We start from the raw sequence: 16,398 nt of genomic DNA, 5'->3' as shown, positions 1-16,398 counted from the left end.
GCCGAAAGTTACGGCGCAAAACCGCCTTACCACATGCGGCGGTAGCCGAGGCTTAGGGACCAGGGGCGCTCGTAGGCGGGGGCCTTGGCGTATTCATAATCCAAATACACCTGGCTGCCGTCGTCGATTCGATACGCCGCGCCGAGGCCGGCTTCCATGCGCCAGCCGCGATAGGTCGGGCCCACCTTCGTGTCCAACGCGGTGATTTCGCCGCCGTTGGCATCGACACGGGCCGCGCCGATTTTGCCGTAGGGATGCCAGCGGCTTGAGAGGAGCTGGCGTCCAAAGCGGAGCTGGCCGCGGTATTGCAATGTGTCGCTGTCGGAGACGCGCACGGTCATGCGGTTGCCCGGATCGGACGATTCCGTCTCGTAGGTGTCGCCGTTCAGCCAGCCTTGCGAGATTTGCACGGAGGGTTCGAGCCACCAGCCGTCGGCGCGCTTGAGCATGCGGCCAAACTCAACCGAGACGCCTTGCGCCTTGCTCGTGTAATCGCCGGATACCGTGGCGCCGCCATACGGGCGGCTTTCAAAGTCGTGCTTGTAACGGTCGGCGCGCAACACGATGTCGGCATACCAGCCGGCGTCGCCGAGCCAGGTGGCGTAGAGGCCGAGGCCGACGTTGGTGCTGGAGCCGTCGTCGGCGTTGCGGAAATCGCGGTCGGTGCCGCCCATGTCAATGAATGCGCCGAACAGCCAGGTGGCGTTTGCGGAGTTGTTGCGCAGGGCTTTGTCGGCGCCGGCGGTGATGCCGTAGGTGTCTTGGCTGAAGCGGCTGGAGCGCATCGGGCTCAGGGCGTTGAGGCGGTAGGTGTAGCCGCGCATCCAGACGTTGCCGGTGAGCGGCGCGTTGGCGGCGAGGTTTTCGGCGCGCACGTCGCCCATGCGTTTGTGCAGGGAGTCCATGCCGTAGTGCCAGCTCAGGCCGAGGAGGGAGGCGGAGTTGACAATGGTCTGGCCGGCGTCGCTGTAGGGCGAGGGTTCGTCGCCGGTGCCGGTGGGGTTGGCAAGATACCAGTTGGCCGGGTCGGTTTCGCCCTTGACCCAATAATAACGGTAGAGGCCGGCGTCGCGGTATTGCGGGCCGGTGAGGCTGAAGTCGGCTTCGTTCGCGGCCTGCACAATCATGAGGCGTTGTCCGGCCTTGGTCGGGTTGCCGCCGTGGTTGGAGAGGTCGAGCGTGTAGGAGCCCGTCGTGTTGCCGTCGATGCGGAGGAGGTCGCCTCGGAGGAGGGCGAGGTTCGCGGACATGGTGATGGTGTTGGCGCCGCCGGCGAGGTTGCCGTGGACGCGCAGGGTTTTGAAGACGGTGTTGTCTGCGGCGGGCGCGCCGAAGAAGATTTTCGCGCCGGTGGCGAGGGTGAGGTTGTTGACGTCGGAGCTGGCGGTGATCGTCCACGAGCTGGTGGCGTCGATGTCCACGTTGGCGATGTCGATTTTGCCGGTGAGCGCGGTCGCGTTTTTCAAGAGGACGCTGACATCGGCGATTGCATTGTCGGTGATGATGTTGCCCGACAGGGATGAATTTTCGACGTTGAGTGTCACTGTCGTGGGAACATTTGTTACAGAGCCATCAGTGCCGGTGCGGGCTGTTTGCACATTAAGAATGTTGCCGGTCTCGGCGACGAGCGAGGCTGCGGAGCCGATGTTTTTGATGGTGACAACCGCCTGATTTTCCAGGTTCGCATTACTGGCGGACGAGCCCTTGGGAACCTCAATGTAACCCACATTGATGATGTCACCCGCGGTGTGCATGCTCCCGCCGTCAATGGTGACGGTGCGGGCGCCAACCGTGCCGCTTGTGTGCGGGGTGATGTCAACACCGTGCGCATTCGGGCCGGTTGTGGTGATCGCCGTATTGACGAGCGAGACGGTTGAGTCACCGGGATTGCCGAGATAAACGCCGTGGGCGCTCGCGCCCGTGGTGGCAATGCTCACGTTCGTGGCTGTGACAACAGCACCGCCGCCGTCGGCAACAACGCCAAGGCCATAAAAGCCGCTTGTGGCAATGGCGCTATCGGCGAGGTTGATGACACCGCCGTTTGAGGCATAGGCGCCATAGGATTTGGAGCCGGTAAGGCTGATATCAACCCGTGACGCATTGATGACGCCGCTGCCGGTGCTTGTGAGGGCCGAAGCTCCGGCTCCGGTGGTGCGCAGGGTTCCGCTGGTGATCGTGATGGAGGACCCCGCGGCGGAATAGACCGCATGAGCCGCGTCACCTCCAGTGAGAATATCAACATTGAGGCTGCCGCCGTCGGCATTGATTTTTGCGTTGCCGGCGTAAATGCCCATGCCCGTTCGCACACTGCCAGTGGTGGTGGCTGTGACATTCAACACGCCTCCGCCTGTATTGATTGCGGAATTTTCAGCAGCGACAACCTGGCCGTGGACGGTTTGCTCGTGGCCGTCGAGGTTGAGGACGGAGCCGGGGTCGAGGGTGAGGCGGCTGGTTTTGCCGAGGGCGTTGTCGGTGATGGCGGTGACGGTGCCGGTGGCGATGGTGGTGGCGCCGGTGTAATCGCTGAGGCCGTTGCCGACGCGGATGTTCATGCCGTCGGTGGCGGTGAAGGTGTAGTTGCCGGAGCCGGAGAGGATGGCGCCGAGGGTGTTGTCGGTCGCGCCGTCGGTGGAGATTTGCACAGTCTGGCCGGCGAGGGCGTCGATTTGCGCGAGGCCGTAGTTGAGGTAGATGCCGCTGCCGGTGACGGCGCCGTAATAGTCGTAGGTGAGGTCGGCGACGTGCGTGCCGGATTGCACGAGGGCGCTGGTGGAGGAGACCGCGCCGGTGATTGTGCCGGAGCTGGTCGAGGAGGGGATGAAGTTGATGGAGAGTTGCGTGCCGATGTTGCGCACGGTGCCGGTGGCGGCGACGAGTTGGTTTTGCATCATGCCGGCGGTGCCGGTTTCGATGTAGTTGTCCTGGTCGAGGAGCGCGGGGGCGCTTGGCGGCGTGGCGGGGATGATGTTGTGCACGGTGCCGGAGAGGGCGACTTCGACGGTGCCGCCGCCGGAGGCGTCGAGCGTGCCGGAGACGGTGAGGAGGTCCTCGACGAAGTTCACGCCGGTGCTGCCGGAGGTGCGGACGGCGAGGGTGCCGCCGTTGAAGGAGAGGCCGGCGATGGCGCCCGCGCCCTCGACGGCGGTGCGGTTGAGGGCGTCGAGGCGGAGGGTGGCGTTGGCGAGGGCGGACATGTTGGTCGCGCCTTGCGAGTTGGCGGCGCCGCCAAGGATGAAGCGGCCGTTGCCGAGGGCGAGGGTGCCGCGGAAATCGTTGACCATGTCGGCGGCGGCGTTGGTGCCGAGGGCGATGAGGTTTGTGCCGCTGCCGTCGGCGAGGCTGATTTTGAGAACGCTGGTGGCGTCGGTCGTCGTGCGGTGGTTGTAGGTGTAATCGCCGGAGGTGGCGCGCCGGACGTGGAATTGCGAGCCGTTGAGGAGGTCGAGGTTGAGGGTGTTGGAGCCGGTGGCGGCGGTGTAGGACCAGAGGGTGTCGTCGGGGGTGGTTTCGCCCTGGCGTCCGCCGATGATGTCGCCGGTGACGCTGGTGGCGTTGTCGAGGATGACGCGGAGGGCGTTGGTGTTGGTGGCGCTGGCGTGGAACGAGATGGCGTTTGTGCCGTTGGCGACCGAGGTGACGCCGTCGAGCGTGAGCGTGCCGGTGGTGTTGACGGCGCGGACGAGTTCGGCGGCGGCGGTGATGGCGCCGGTCTTGATTGTGACGCTGCTGCCGAGCGGGGCGCCGACGGGCTGGTTGTCCGTGCCGAAGAGGATGGCGCCCGTCTCGCTGGTGATGGTGGCGTTGGTGGTTTCGATTGTGCCGGCGTTGTCAACGGTCACGGCCACGGCGTTGTTTTTGGCGATGAGGGTGGTGTTTTGCGCGACGAGTTTTCCGCCGCGATCGGCCCCCGGCGTATTGTCGTAGCCGGAGGCCTTGATCACGGCGGTGCTGGCGTTGGCGCTGGTTGTGGTGAGCGTGCCGCCGGTGATGCTCACGAAGGCGTCGTAGTTGGCGAAGGCGGCGTGCGCCATGTTGCCCGCGGTGGTGATGTTGAAGTTGTCGAGCGCGAGCGTGCTGGTGAAGAGTGTTCCCGCGCCGCTGGCCGCCGCGCCGAAGGAGAGGTCGCCGGTTGTGGTGATGGAGCCGTTTTTGAAGGAGAGGATGGCGCCGTTGGCGGCGTGGATGCCGTAGGATGTGGAGCCGGTTGTGCTGACGTTGGTTGTTTCGGCGGCGCTGACGACGCGCGCGCCGGAGCCGACTGCGTAGATGCCGTGCGAGTAGTCGCCGGTCGTGGCGATTGTGCTGGTGGAGCCGGGGGCGGGCGTTGCTGTGAGGGCGGCCAGATAAACGGAGTTGTTTTCGGCGTTGTTGCGGGCGTTGGCGCTTACGGAACCCGAATAAGCATGAATGCCGTGGGAGGATGTGCCGCTCGTGTTGATGTTGCCGGAGTTGACGACAATGGCCGCGCCCTCGGTATTCTCGGTGCGGGCGTAAATGGCGCTCGACGAGCCGCCCGCAGTGATGAGGCGGCCTGTGTTGATGATGGCGGCTGCGCTGTTGGCGCCGCCCGGCGTGGTGCCGGAGGTGACGCCGGCATAGAGCGCGTAGGCGGAATTGCCGCGGGTTTCGATGGTGCCGGAGGAATAGGTGATCGTCACATTGCCGTCGTTGCGGACCGCACTGCCGTTGATGGTCGCGGCGAGGCCGTAGGAATAGACGTTTGTGCCCGTGCTCTCGGGGATGTCGGCGGCGGCGAGGATGTTGCCCGAGCCGGTGATGGACAGGTCGCCGATGTTGTTCATGGCGTGGATATACGCACCGGCGCCACGGTTTTGGGCGTGGGTTTCGATGTCGCCGTCGATGACCAGGTTGACGTTGCCGGTGCCGGATTTGCTGATGTAGACGGCCACGCCGGCGCCGTTGAGCCAGCTGCCCGCGCCCGTGTCGTCCGAGCCATCTTCGATGGTGATTTTGCCGGTGGCGTGCGTGACGCTGACATCGCCGTTGCCGCTGTTGGCGTTGACCAAAATGCCGTGCGCGCTTTTGGCGCCGGTGGTGATGCCGGCGTTGTTGTCGATGGTGATGCCGCTTTTGCCGACGACGTAGATACCGTGCGAGAACGTGCCCGTGGTAATGATCGCGCCGGAGTTGGTGATTGAGATGTCGCCCGTGCCGGTGGCGTGAAGGCCGTGGGCTTCATTGCCGTTGGTGGTGATGTCGCCGGTGTTGTTGATCGAGATATTGCTGTCGCCAGCCGCCTGGGCGTGGATGCCGTGGGAGGCGTTGCCGGTGGTTTCGATGTCGGCGGCGTTGTTGATGTAAATGTCGCCGGTGGTGCCCGTCTTGACGGCGTTGATGCCGTGGGCGTTGGGTTCGGAAACGCTGTTGATTGAGATGTCGCCGGCGTTGTCAATTTTCATGAGACCGTCGATCGCTTCCGCGTGGATTCCGGACGGAGCCGTCGTGCTGCTTGGCGCGATGGCGTTGGCGAAGGTGATGCTTCCGGTGTTGCGGATCGTCAGGTCGCCCAGGGTGTTGTAATGACGGGCGTAAATACCGTAGGTGGCGGCTTCGATGACGCCGTTGTTGGTGATGTCGATCTCGCCCGCGCGGGTCACGCTTGCGGCGCCCTTGTGCGACGCGGCGTAAATGCCGGCTCGGTCGGTGTCGATTTTGCCATCGTTGATGATTTTTATTTGGGAGGCATCGCCGCCCGTGACCAGGGTTCCCATGGACACCCTGATGCCGCCGCCGCCGTCTTCAGCGCCGCCCTCGGTTCGCGTCGTAATATCGCCGGTGTTGCGAACAAGGTTGAGGGAGTCGGTGAGGTCGTCCCGCACGCGCTGGTCGATGAAGATGCCGTAAGCGCGATTTCCCGTGGCATCGATTGTCGCGGCGTTGTGGATTTCAATGTTACCGCCGGCCCGGACTTCGCCCGAATAAACATGATAACCGGGGCTGGAGGTGCCGGTGGTGGTGATGGAGCCCGTGATGGGCGCGGTGTCCGTGCCGAGCCGGATGTTGACGTTGCTGTTCGCGGCACCGGCTTGGATGCGGTAGCCCGCCGCGTTGTGGCTGTTGATTTCGGCGGCCGAGGCGACGGTGATGGTTCCATAAAGACCTCGATTCATGACGGAAACCACGCCGTCGCTGTAAGCGGTGGAGGGGCTGCCGTTTTTGAGGTCGAGCCTGGCCTTGCCGATGTCGAGGTTGATGTCGGCTTTGTTATCCGCGTCCGCGATGCTTGCGTCCGGCTTGTAAATGGCGTGAATGACGCCCTCGCCATTATTTTTTGTGGCAATGGTGTTGGTGAACGAGGCGTCGTCGCCGACTTTGATGTTGATGGTCGCGTTGGCGCCTAAGTGCTGGGCGAGAATGCCAAAGCCGCCGCCTTGGGAGGCAAAGGTGCCCGTGATGGGAGCCTCGGAGCCGTCGGCGTTGTAACCGATAAAAATGCCGCCGCTGGAAGACGCGGCATGCGTGGCGTGAATGAGATGGGCCAGTTGCGTGGTGGAGCCCGGGTCGAAGTTGCCGGTGCTGGCGATGTAGGTGTTGCCGGAGCCGGCGTGTAAGGTGGCGATGGCACGGGTCGGGGAATTCTGGGTGGCGGAAATATTGCCGGAGTTATTGATGATAATGTCGCCGTCGCTCGCGGGGTTGGCAATCACGGCATGGATGCCGTAGCTGCCGGCGCCGCCAGTGGTGATGTCGGCGGCGTTGTTGATGGTGATGGCTCCCGAGCCGGCGTTGCTGGCGTAGATGCCGTGCGAGGCCGCGCCGGCGGTGGCGATTTTTCCCGAGACGGGCGCGGCGGCGCCGGAGTCGTTCACGCCGATGCTGATGTTGCCGGTGGCGGCGGTGCCGCTGATGAGCGCGTGGATGCCGTGCGAGTTGCCGCCGAGGGTGGAGAGGTCGCCGGTGCTGGTGATGCGGATGTCGCCTTGAGCGGTGAAGGCGGCGCCGGCGGCGGTCTGCTGATGCGCGTAGATGGCGGAGGCGGCGTTGGCGACGCCGGTCGCGCCGGTGCCGGTGGAGATGTCGGTGCCGTTGTTGTCGATGTTGATGTCGCCAGTGGCGTCGGCCAGCGCGCCGGTGCCGGTGATGTGGAGCGCGGCGATGCCGTAGTTGGCGGAGCCGTTGCCGGTTTGCGAGGGTGTTTCGAGGATGTTGATGCTGCCGCCGTTGGTGGTGATGTTGATGTCGGTGTCGGTGCCGTTCAGGCCCTTGGTTTGCACGAGGATACCGTCGCCGTTGACGCCGTTGGCGGTGATGTTCGCGTCGGTGACGGTGACGGTGATGTCGCCGGAGGTGGCGGTGGATTCGGCGCGGATGCCGGTGGCGTCGTAGGCCGCGGTGGTGATGCTGCCGTTGGCGTGGTTGATTTCGATGCCGTCGGAGGCTCCGGTGGCGGTGACGTAGGCGTGGATGGCGTGGGAATAGGTGCCGCCGACGGTGGCGGTCGAGGTCGTCACGAGGTCGCCGGTGTTGTTGATGGTGATTTTGCCGGAGCCGGAGCCGCTGGCGTGGATGCCCATGGCGCCGGTGCCGGAGGTGGTGATCGCGCCGGTGTTGTTGATGTTGATGGCACTGCTGGTGACCGGGGCGCTGGCGCTGGCGTAAATGCCGTGCGAGGAGTTGCCGCCGGTCGTGATTTCGGCTGCGGAATGGATGTTGATGTTTCCGGTGCCCGAGTTGACGGCTTCGATGCCGTGCGCGCCGTGTCCAGTGGTGGTGAGCGTGCCGGTGATGGGGGTGACGGCATCGCCGATGTCGATGGCGCCGGAGCCGGTGGCGATGGCGCGGATCGCGTCGGACGCGGTCCCTGCCGTGGTGATGTTGGCGGTGGTGTCGATTCTGATTGATCCCGCGGAGCTGCTGGTGGAAATGCCGTGGGCGTTTGCCGCGGTCGTGGTGATGGATGAACCGGGGCCGGTGATGTTCACCGATGCCCGCGCGCCGCCGTTTGCATAAATGCCGACACTGTCCGTGCGGATTTGTGTGTTGCTGCCGGTGATGTTGATGATGGCGGTGGTGGATGAGCTGGCGGAGAGGCCTGTCGCGGCCAAGCCCCGCGATTCCACTGTGGTGTTGTCCCCGGTGATGTTGATGACGGCCTGTTTGCGTCCGGAGGCGTAAATGTTGGCGCCGGTTCCCATCTCGCGCACAGTGGCTCCGGTGTAGTTTGTTTTGAAGGAATTGTTGTCACCGGTGATGTTGACGATTGTGCCGCCGCCCGAGGAGGCCTGGTTTTCGGCGAGTATGGTGTTTGTGTAGTTGCTGTTGCCGGAGCCGACCGCACTGGTGGTGACATCCACGACGCTGTTGGATGCGTTGAAGTTGACCGTGTTGGTGGAATCGACGGACTTGGTTTTGATGTAGATTCCCTCCACAATGGCGCTGCCCCGGCCGTAAAGCAGGATCGAGCCTTCGAGGTTGAGCGTGAGATCACCGTAATCCTGATCGTTTGGCAAAACAACGCCATTGTTGCCGCCCAGTGAGATCAACGAGGCGTGACCGCCCGCGCCCGTGGCTCGTGATGCGTCGGTGCCAATGGTCGCTCCATTTATTGTGAGGATGGCGCCCTGTCCGGTGGCGCTGAACGCGGGCGAAAAGTTGGGGTCGCCCGCGACGAGATAATTGGTGGACGAGGTGATGCCCGACACATTGGCCGTGGGCGTCTGGCCGTTGGCAATGCCCGCCATGAAAATAAGCGAGAGGATAAATGCCGGGGAAAAACCAGCCAGTGAATCTAGCGAATGGCGAATGTGCGTTTTCATCGTGTGTGTGCTCAAAGAAAAAACTTTGTTAAAAATGATCCCTGAATTTGCAAAAAAGATGAAATAAGGCCCAATTGCAAGATTCAGTGATCCTGTTTGAATTGGCGGAACTCATGAGTTTGCCGCCAAGGGACAATTTCGATAAACACGCAACGTATTGTTTATAAATACAATAACTGTATTTGTGAGATGTGTGCCTTGAAAAAAGAGGGTGAGGCGCAACCAAACCTGAATGCGCCATTTTTGCCCGTGCTATTTCTTATAGTAGTCCTTGAACCAATCGACGAAGTTTGCGAGGCCGGTGTCGAGCGTGGTTTTCGGTTCGTAGCCGGTGGCGGTTTTTATGCGTTCGATGTCGGCCCAGGTTTCGGGCATGTCGCCGGGTTGCGGGGGGAGGAGTTTTACGTCGGCTTTGCGGCCCAGCAGTTTTTCCATTTTCCCCACGAACTCCAGCATCCGGACGGGTTTGTTGTGTCCGAGGTTGAACACGCGATAGGGGGGCTTGGGCTGCGGTTCCTGCGCGGGCAGCTTGAAAAGCACCTTGAGCACGCCGTTGACGATGTCGTCGATGTATGTGAAGTCGCGCAGCGATTTGCCGTGGTTGAAGAGTGGCAGCGGTTCTCCTGCGCTGATTTTTTTTGCAAAGATGACCGGCGACATGTCGGGGCGGCCCCACGGGCCGTAGACGGTGAAGAGGCGCAGGCCCGTGATCATCAATCCGTGCAGGTGCGCGTAGCTGTGGGCCATGAGCTCGTTGCTTTTTTTTGTCGCGCCATAAAACGACAGGGGCTGGTCGGTGATCTGGTCCTCCGAAAAGGGCAGGCGCGCGCTTGCGCCGTAAATGCTGCTCGACGAGGCGAAGACGATGTGCCGCGGCGGATGCTTGCGGCAGGCTTCGAGGATGTTGAGAAAGCCGGTGATGTTGCTGCGCACGTAGGCATCGGGATTTTCCGTGCTGTAACGCACGCCCGCCTGCGCGCCGAAATGCGCGACGTAGTCGGGCCGGTAGTTTTCATACAGGCTGGAAAAGGCGTCCGCGTTGGCAAAATCCATCTGGACAAAACGAAACCCGTCCAGGCCTTCGAGTTGCGCGAGGCGCGCGCGTTTCAGATCCACGGGATAATAGCTGTTGAGGCTGTCAACGCCCAGCACTTCGCAGCGTTTTGTTTCCGCGAGTTGGCGGCTGATGTGATAGCCGATGAACCCGGCGGCACCTGTGACGAGAATCTTCATGAGTTAAGTGTGAGTGAAGTAAAGGCGGGCGATTGCTCCGCCGCCAGCGAAATTAAAAACCGGAACGGGAGGCGCCGAAGCGGGCGGCGCGTCCGATTGCGTCCCGCGGCGCATGCCGCAAATTGACATCGCTTTCGATTGCCGCCTTTCTTGGCTTTTCGCCCGCAAAAAACGTGTCTCTCGAAAAAACACCGCCAGCATCCCCGCGCTACGTCGGACGCCTCGCGCCGTCGCCGACCGGATATTTGCACCTCGGGCATGCGCGGACATTTTGGCATGCCGCCGAACGCTCGCGGACGGCGGGCGGCACGCTTTTGATGCGCAACGACGACCTCGACCGCGTCCGGTGCCGGCCGGAGTTTGCCGGGGCGATGCTCGAGGATTTGCGCTGGCTCGGGTTTTCATGGAGGGAACCCGTCTATTCGCAGAGCGGGCGGATTTCGCTCTATCGCGAGGCGCTGGAGCGTTTGCATGAGGCGGGGTTGATTTATCCGTGCAATCGTTCGCGGCGCGATGTCGCCGGGGCCGCCGGCGCGCCGCACGAGGACGGGGCGCAGGATGACGAGCCGGTGTTCCCCCGCGAGTGGCGTCCTCCGTCGGGTGCCAAAATCCCCGCGCTCCCGTCGCGCGCCGAGCCGGTCACGACAAACTGGCGTTATCGTGTGCCGGATGGCGAGGCGGTGACGTTTTTCGACAATGCGCTCGGGCCGCAAAGCGCGGTGGCGGGGCGCGACTTTGGCGATTTTATCGTGTGGAGGCGCGACGACATGCCGAGCTACCAGCTCGCGTGCGCGGTCGATGACATTGCGCTTGGCGTGACGGAAGTCGTGCGCGGGGCGGATTTGGTGCGCTCGACATTTCGCCAGATTTTGCTGATGCGCGCGCTCGGCGCAAATACGCCGCAGTATTTTCATTGCCCCTTAATGGCCGATGAAAACGGACGGCGGCTTGCCAAACGCCATGACGCGCTGGCGCTGCGCACGCTGCGGGAACGGGGCGTTTCACCGGAGGCGCTTCTGCGGCAATTCCACGCGGATGCGAAGGCCGGCTGATATTTGCCCGGGTGAAGGCGCGCTTTTTTCCACATTTCATTTGACAGACGGTGAAGGGAGCGGTGTCTTTTCCGGTTTTTATGAAAGTCGTCTCCTCCATCAAATCCGCGAAGAAACGCCATCCTGACTGCCAGGTGGTTCGTCGTCGTGGCAAGATCTACGTTATCAACAAGACCGACCCGCGTTACAAGGCGCGTCAGGGTTGATCTCCCAACTATTTAATCAGGAATAATTACCGTGAAAGCCGAAGGTCATCCTACTCTCAACAACGTTTGCTTCCTCGACGTCGCAACCGGAAAGCGTTTCCTCACCAAGTCCACCATGAAGTCCGCCCGCAAGGAGACGATTGATGGCCAGGAATACTTCGTCGTCGTGCGCGACGTGACGATGGACTCGCATCCCGCCTACACCGGCGAGAAGCGCCTCGTGGACACGGCCGGTCGTGTCGAGAAGTTCACGTCGAAGTTCCGCCGCCGTGGCAAAGCCGCCGCTGCCAAATAAGGTGTTTTTCAAAAACTCTTAAAGCTCTTTTCGAAACCCTCTCCCAACAGCGGAGGGGGTTTTTTAATGGCCGCAAAGAGGCGTAAAAGGCGCGAAAAAAGGAACGGAGTTGCCCGTCGGGTTTGCTTTTCAGTCTTTCAGCCCTTCAGTCTTTCAGCCTTTCTTTCCGTCATGCCCGATCCTGTCGCAGTCAATTCCATGTTTTCGCGCATTGCGCGCCGCTATGATTTGGCGAACCGCCTGCTCAGTTTTGGCATGGACCGGTGGTGGCGCTGGCGGCTCGTGCGCGCCGTGCGCAAGGGCGGGCCGGACGCGGTGCTCGACCTGGCGACCGGCAGCGGCGACGTGGCGTTTGCGCTCGCGCGCGGACTGGATGCCGGCACGCGGATCACGGGCATGGACTTTTGCCAGCCGATGCTCGACGAGGCGGAGGTGAAAAAGGCGGCGTTGAAAAAGCGCGGCGGGCGTCATGCGGCGCGCGCGGACCGGATTGTTTTCCGGCAGGGCGACGGCATGGCGCTGCCCCTGCCCGACGCGTGCGCGGACGCGGTCACGATTTCGTTTGGACTGCGCAACATGGCCGGCCGGCACAAATCGCTTTGCGAGATGCGCCGCGTGCTTCGCCCCGGCGGGCGCGTGTTCGTGCTGGAGTTTTCGCAACCGTGGTGGTGGTTCAGGCCGGTTTATTATTTTTATCTCCGGCACCTGCTGCCGCGAATCGCGGGATGGGTGACCGGCGACCGCGAGGCCTACAATTACCTGAACAACACGATCGAGCAATTCCCCGCGCGCCCGGTGCTCGAGGCTGAGTTGCGCGCGGCCGGTTTTGAAAAGGTGGCCTCGCACGGCATGACCTGCGGCATCGTGGCGCTGCATTCGGGAACCAAGTAAACTTTTTTTTGACGCGGGCTGGCATGGACAAAAACTTGCAACAACCCGCCGGGACGGCACTCTACGGCACCGTCATCAAAGGAAATAGCATCCAAAACCATCCAACCATCATGAAAAAAATTCTGTCATCCATCGTCATCGCCCTTTGCGCCAGCGCCTTCGTTCTTGTTGGCTGCGCGAAGAAACAGGAAAACGCGCTCGAGATTCCGACCTTCAAGAGCAACAACATAAACCTCTATCTCAAGGACTACGCGGCCTATTGCGACTCGGTGAAGGATCCGCAGCAATACGCGCAGATTCCCGAAAAAATGGCCGAGTTTGCGAAACGCCAGGCCGAGGTCGTCAAGGAGCTCCAGGGCGAGACCGAGGTGAACGCGTTTAACAAATGCATCACGCAAATTCGCGAGCGCTTTGAAAAAACGCGCGGCGAGGCGGCGAAGGCGGCCAATAAATAACAAGTCCGCATCGCTTAAAAATTCTAAAACAAAAACGGATGCCGATATCAGATCGGCGTCCGTTTTTGTTTTATTTGTTGTTGGCCATAACGGTAGGGCGAAGCCTCCGGCTGAGCCGGCATATATAGAAATGATCAATCGGCTCAGCCGGAGACTTCGCCCTGCCCGAAATCCATTAACGAACAGGCTCTATTTCCCCAGCAATTCCCCGGCGTGGGCGAGGGCGCTTTTGGCGGTGCGGTCGCCGAGCATGCGGGCGAGTTCGCTTACGCGGGCCTTGCGGTCTTCGTGGATCGGCTCGATTTCGACAACAGTGCGGTTTTTCGACTGGTCTTTTGTCACAACGAAATGGTTTGCCGCCTGCGCCGCGACTTGCGGCAGGTGCGTGACGCAGAGCACTTGGTGGTTGCGTGCGATGGACGCCATTTTTTCGCCGACCACTTTTCCGATTTCGCCGCCGACATTGGCGTCGACTTCGTCGAACACAAGCAGCGGCACTTCGTCGAGGTCGGCGAGCACGGTTTTTAACGCGAGCATCACGCGCGCGAGCTCGCCGCTCGATGCGACGCGGTTGAGCGGAAGCGGCGGTTCGCCGATGTTTGGCGAGAAGAGAAACTCGCAGCCGCAATCGCCCGTCGGCCCCGGCTCGGCGAGCGAGGTGATGCTCACGCGGAAATCGGCCTTTTTGAAACCGAGCTGGGCGATGCTTTTGGCGGCGACCTTGGCGAGTTCCTTGGATGCCTTTTCGCGAACTTCGCGCAGCGCTTGCGCGGCTTTTTTCATGGCGCGCGAGGCGTCGGAGATTTGTTTTTCGATGCGCGCGAGCGAGCCTTCGATGTCGCCTTGGATTTCGAGGCGGCGGCGCATGTCGTCGCGCGCGGCGATGACGGCGCGGACGTCGTTGCCGTGCTTGCGGCGGGCGTCGAGCCACGCGTCCATGCGGGTTTGCAGTTCGGCGGCCTGTTCGGGGTCGAATTGGTATTCGCCGCCGAGGGCCTCGAATTCCGCGCCGAGGTCGGCGAGTTCGAGCGAGGCGGATGAAAGGCGGTCGGCGAGCGCCTTGCTGGCGGGGTCGAGAGTCTCAAGATGGCGCGCCTCGCGCACGAGCGCGGCGATTCGCGCGGTCGCGCCGTCCTCGCCCATGAGTCCTTCGGAAAGCGCGGAGGCGAGGCTGATGAGTTCCTGCGCGCGGCTTTGGCGCTGAAAATCGCGCTCAAGGTTTTCGACGGCTTCCCCGGTGAGTTCGAGCGAGTCGAGTTTGGCGAGCTGGGTTTCCAGAAAATCGATCTGGTCGGGCGAGAGGCGGGTTTCCCTGGTGATGCGGTCGCGCTCGGCGAGGAGCTCGCGCCACGCGCGGTATTTTTCCCGGTAGGCGGAGAGCTCGGGCGAGGCGCGGCCGAAGAGGTCGAGCAGTTCGATCTGGCAGTTTTCCTTGAGTAGGCGGCGCGGTTCGCTCGGGCCGTGAAAGTCGATCCAGGCCTCGCCGAGTTGCTGGAGTGTCGAGAGCGAGGCGAGGCCGCCGTTGACGGTGATTTTGGGGGCTTTTTCGCGGGCGAGGCTGCGTTTCAGGATGAGCAGGCCGTCGTCGCATTCGGGCAGGTCGAGCGAGGCGAGGAGGGTGTTGATTTGTTTCGCGCTCTTGAAAAAGAGCGCGGCCTCGACTTCGCACGAAGACGCGCCCTGGCGGATGAGAGTTTTGTCCGCGCGCTCGCCGGCGAGCAGGCTGAGCGCGCCGAGGAGGATGCTTTTGCCCGCGCCGGTTTCGCCCGTGACGGCGGTGAAGCCGGGCTCGAAGTCGAGCGAGACTTCCTCAAGCAGGGCGAGGTTTTTGATGCGGATCGATTGAAGCATAGGCGGGCGTGAAAATTGGAGGCTGCAATTATGGGCATACTAAAACAGCGAGACTTTCAAGCCGAAGCGGGGGCGTGGCGTTTTCGGGGCGATTCCGCGTTTGTTTTTTTTTACAAAAAACTATTGCCTATTTGCTTACAACAATGAGGTTGCCCGGCAAAAGTGCCTCGGTAGATTTGGAACCAACATATTTTTTAGGACACTATTCCAATCATGAATGCCACAACCATGCCCCTTGGCAAATTGCGGAAAGCGGCGGTGCTCGCATTGCTTCTACTGCCCGTCCAACTCGTGCTTGTGTTTGCCGCGCCTGATAAGAAGGCCGCCTACTTTAGCGATGCGACCACGCCGAACATCGTGGCGCTTTTGCCCATGCCTCCGGACGCGGGGACGCAGGAGGACCTGGCCGACCGCGAGAGCAGTTTCGCCGTTTATTCAGCGCGCACGCCCGGGCAGACGGCCAAGGGCAAGGCGCAGGACAAGCTGAATGTGTTTCATTTTTCGCCAAGCATCGGCTCCGCGTTCAAGAAGGGCGCCATTCCAAAAACCGAGGCGCTTTTTGCGCAAGTTGACCGCGAGGTGCGGACAATGATTACCAATGCGAAAAAGTATTATCAACGTCCGTATCCGGCGCAGGTTGACTCGGAGCGTTTCAAGGACGCGATTGCGAAGGGCGACATCGGTTCCTACCCGTGCAGGAATTCCACGACGGGCACGCTTTACGCGCTTTTGCTCGCCGAGTTTTTTCCCGATCAGCGGGCCGCGATTTTGGAGCAGGGTCGCGAGGAGGGCTGGCTGCGCGTGCAGGGCGGCGTGGTGACGCCGCTGGATGTTTACGCGGGGCGCGTGCTCGGTCGTTCGCTTGCATCCTCGCTCGCGCGGAATCCGCAATTTCTGGTCGATTTTGAGGAGGCGCGCGCGGAGCTCGCGGAGGCCATGGCGCCCAAGGCGGATGCGCCCGCCGTGAAAAAATAAAGCGGCGGCATTGGCGGCGGATTGTTCGCGACTGCGTGAAACCGATCTCACGCCGGCAGCGGGTGCGTTTGGGGAAAATTATCCAAACGCGAGGCTTCACGTCGCGGGTGATTCGTGCATTGATGTGCGGGTTATGCGCGAAGTCCTTGTCCGCAACTCACACCGCCGCTTGAGGCTCGACCGGAAGTGTCGCGCCGCGCTTGTGCGCGCCATCGGCGTGCTCGATGAAAACCGGGCGAAGTTCCTCGGCGGGTGCCCCGCCGGCGAGCTGTCGATTGTTTTTCTGTCCGACGCGGCGCTGGCTCGGTTGCACGACGAATTTCTAAACGACCCGACGACAACCGACGTGATTACCTTCGAGGGCGCGCCGGAGTTTGGCGCGGCGGGCGAGGTGTGCGTGTCGGCGGACACCGCCGCAAATTACGCGCGGGCACACGGGCGCGAATTCGCGGAGGAATTGATGTTGTATGTCGTGCACGGCTGGCTGCACCTGGCGGGCTACGACGATTTGCAGCCCGCCAAAAAACGCAGGATGCGCGCCGCCGAAAACCGCGCGATGACGCTGCTGCGCAAGGCGGGCGCGCTGCCGGGTTTTGCGTTCCGGAAGGGGGCAAAATAATCGGCGCGAATATTCGCGCCGATTGTGCTGTTTGCGCCGGGTTG

General features: G+C 62.2%; 10 protein-coding genes. 7 read left to right on the top strand and 3 right to left on the bottom strand.

What is annotated here, in order from left to right; genetic code table 11:
• Positions 1–26: 26 nt before the first annotated feature.
• Both M2103_RS01155 and M2103_RS01150 read right to left on the bottom strand, forming a co-directional pair.
• Positions 27–8,777, bottom strand: a complete 8,751-nt coding sequence (locus M2103_RS01155) for an autotransporter outer membrane beta-barrel domain-containing protein (protein WP_277508203.1) — start codon at positions 8,775–8,777, stop codon at positions 27–29.
• A gap of 252 nt (positions 8,778–9,029) precedes the next feature.
• Complete coding sequence (locus tag M2103_RS01150; RefSeq protein WP_277508202.1) at positions 9,030–10,010, bottom strand: NAD-dependent epimerase/dehydratase family protein; 981 nt, start codon at positions 10,008–10,010, stop codon at positions 9,030–9,032.
• 173 nt (positions 10,011–10,183) lie between these two features.
• Here M2103_RS01150 and gluQRS point away from each other — a divergent pair, with 173 nt between their 5' ends.
• From gluQRS to M2103_RS01125, 5 genes are all read left to right on the top strand, one after another.
• Positions 10,184–11,062, top strand: coding sequence for a tRNA glutamyl-Q(34) synthetase GluQRS (gene gluQRS / locus M2103_RS01145; RefSeq protein WP_277508199.1), 879 nt, complete (start codon positions 10,184–10,186; stop codon positions 11,060–11,062).
• Between the two features lie 80 nt (positions 11,063–11,142).
• Positions 11,143–11,268 carry a type B 50S ribosomal protein L36 gene (gene ykgO / locus M2103_RS01140; protein ID WP_107742546.1) on the top strand — a complete coding sequence of 42 codons (126 nt, stop codon included), beginning with the start codon at positions 11,143–11,145 and terminating at the stop codon, positions 11,266–11,268.
• 31 nt (positions 11,269–11,299) lie between these two features.
• Entirely contained in the window at positions 11,300–11,563 is a 264-nt protein-coding gene (locus tag M2103_RS01135; protein WP_277508194.1) for a type B 50S ribosomal protein L31, read from the top strand.
• Between the two features lie 171 nt (positions 11,564–11,734).
• Positions 11,735–12,454 (top strand): class I SAM-dependent methyltransferase, encoded by a 720-nt coding sequence (locus M2103_RS01130; protein ID WP_277508193.1) that lies wholly within the window; start codon positions 11,735–11,737, stop codon positions 12,452–12,454.
• A gap of 23 nt (positions 12,455–12,477) precedes the next feature.
• Positions 12,478–12,909, top strand: a complete 432-nt coding sequence (locus M2103_RS01125) for a hypothetical protein (RefSeq protein WP_277508192.1) — start codon at positions 12,478–12,480, stop codon at positions 12,907–12,909.
• Between the two features lie 189 nt (positions 12,910–13,098).
• On the opposite strand, the gene recN is transcribed toward M2103_RS01125, so the two are convergent.
• Entirely contained in the window at positions 13,099–14,760 is a 1,662-nt protein-coding gene (gene recN / locus M2103_RS01120; RefSeq protein ID WP_277508190.1) for a DNA repair protein RecN, read from the bottom strand.
• A gap of 213 nt (positions 14,761–14,973) precedes the next feature.
• Between recN and M2103_RS01115 the strand changes: the two genes are divergently transcribed.
• Together M2103_RS01115 and ybeY are read left to right on the top strand one after the other, a co-directional pair.
• Positions 14,974–15,735, top strand: coding sequence for a hypothetical protein (locus M2103_RS01115; protein WP_277508189.1), 762 nt, complete (start codon positions 14,974–14,976; stop codon positions 15,733–15,735).
• Between the two features lie 169 nt (positions 15,736–15,904).
• Entirely contained in the window at positions 15,905–16,354 is a 450-nt protein-coding gene (ybeY, locus tag M2103_RS01110; protein ID WP_277508188.1) for an rRNA maturation RNase YbeY, read from the top strand.
• The last annotated feature ends 44 nt before the right edge of the window (positions 16,355–16,398 follow it).

Source organism: Ereboglobus sp. PH5-5, assembly GCF_029504805.1.
In the GTDB taxonomy this organism is placed as follows: domain Bacteria; phylum Verrucomicrobiota; class Verrucomicrobiia; order Opitutales; family Opitutaceae; genus Ereboglobus.
This window is presented reverse-complemented; position numbering and strand designations above follow the sequence as displayed.

Excerpts from the sequence above, each read along its gene's own strand:
- M2103_RS01155 (WP_277508203.1), bottom strand. The coding sequence starts at position 8,777 with ATGAAAACGCACATTCGCCATTCGCTAGATTCACTGGCTGGTTTTTCC.
- M2103_RS01125 (WP_277508192.1), top strand. The coding sequence starts at position 12,478 with ATGGACAAAAACTTGCAACAACCCGCCGGGACGGCACTCTACGGCACC.
- ykgO (WP_107742546.1), top strand. The coding sequence starts at position 11,143 with ATGAAAGTCGTCTCCTCCATCAAATCCGCGAAGAAACGCCATCCTGAC.
- recN (WP_277508190.1), bottom strand. The coding sequence starts at position 14,760 with ATGCTTCAATCGATCCGCATCAAAAACCTCGCCCTGCTTGAGGAAGTC.
- M2103_RS01115 (WP_277508189.1), top strand. The coding sequence starts at position 14,974 with ATGAATGCCACAACCATGCCCCTTGGCAAATTGCGGAAAGCGGCGGTG.
- M2103_RS01130 (WP_277508193.1), top strand. The coding sequence starts at position 11,735 with ATGCCCGATCCTGTCGCAGTCAATTCCATGTTTTCGCGCATTGCGCGC.
- M2103_RS01150 (WP_277508202.1), bottom strand. The coding sequence starts at position 10,010 with ATGAAGATTCTCGTCACAGGTGCCGCCGGGTTCATCGGCTATCACATC.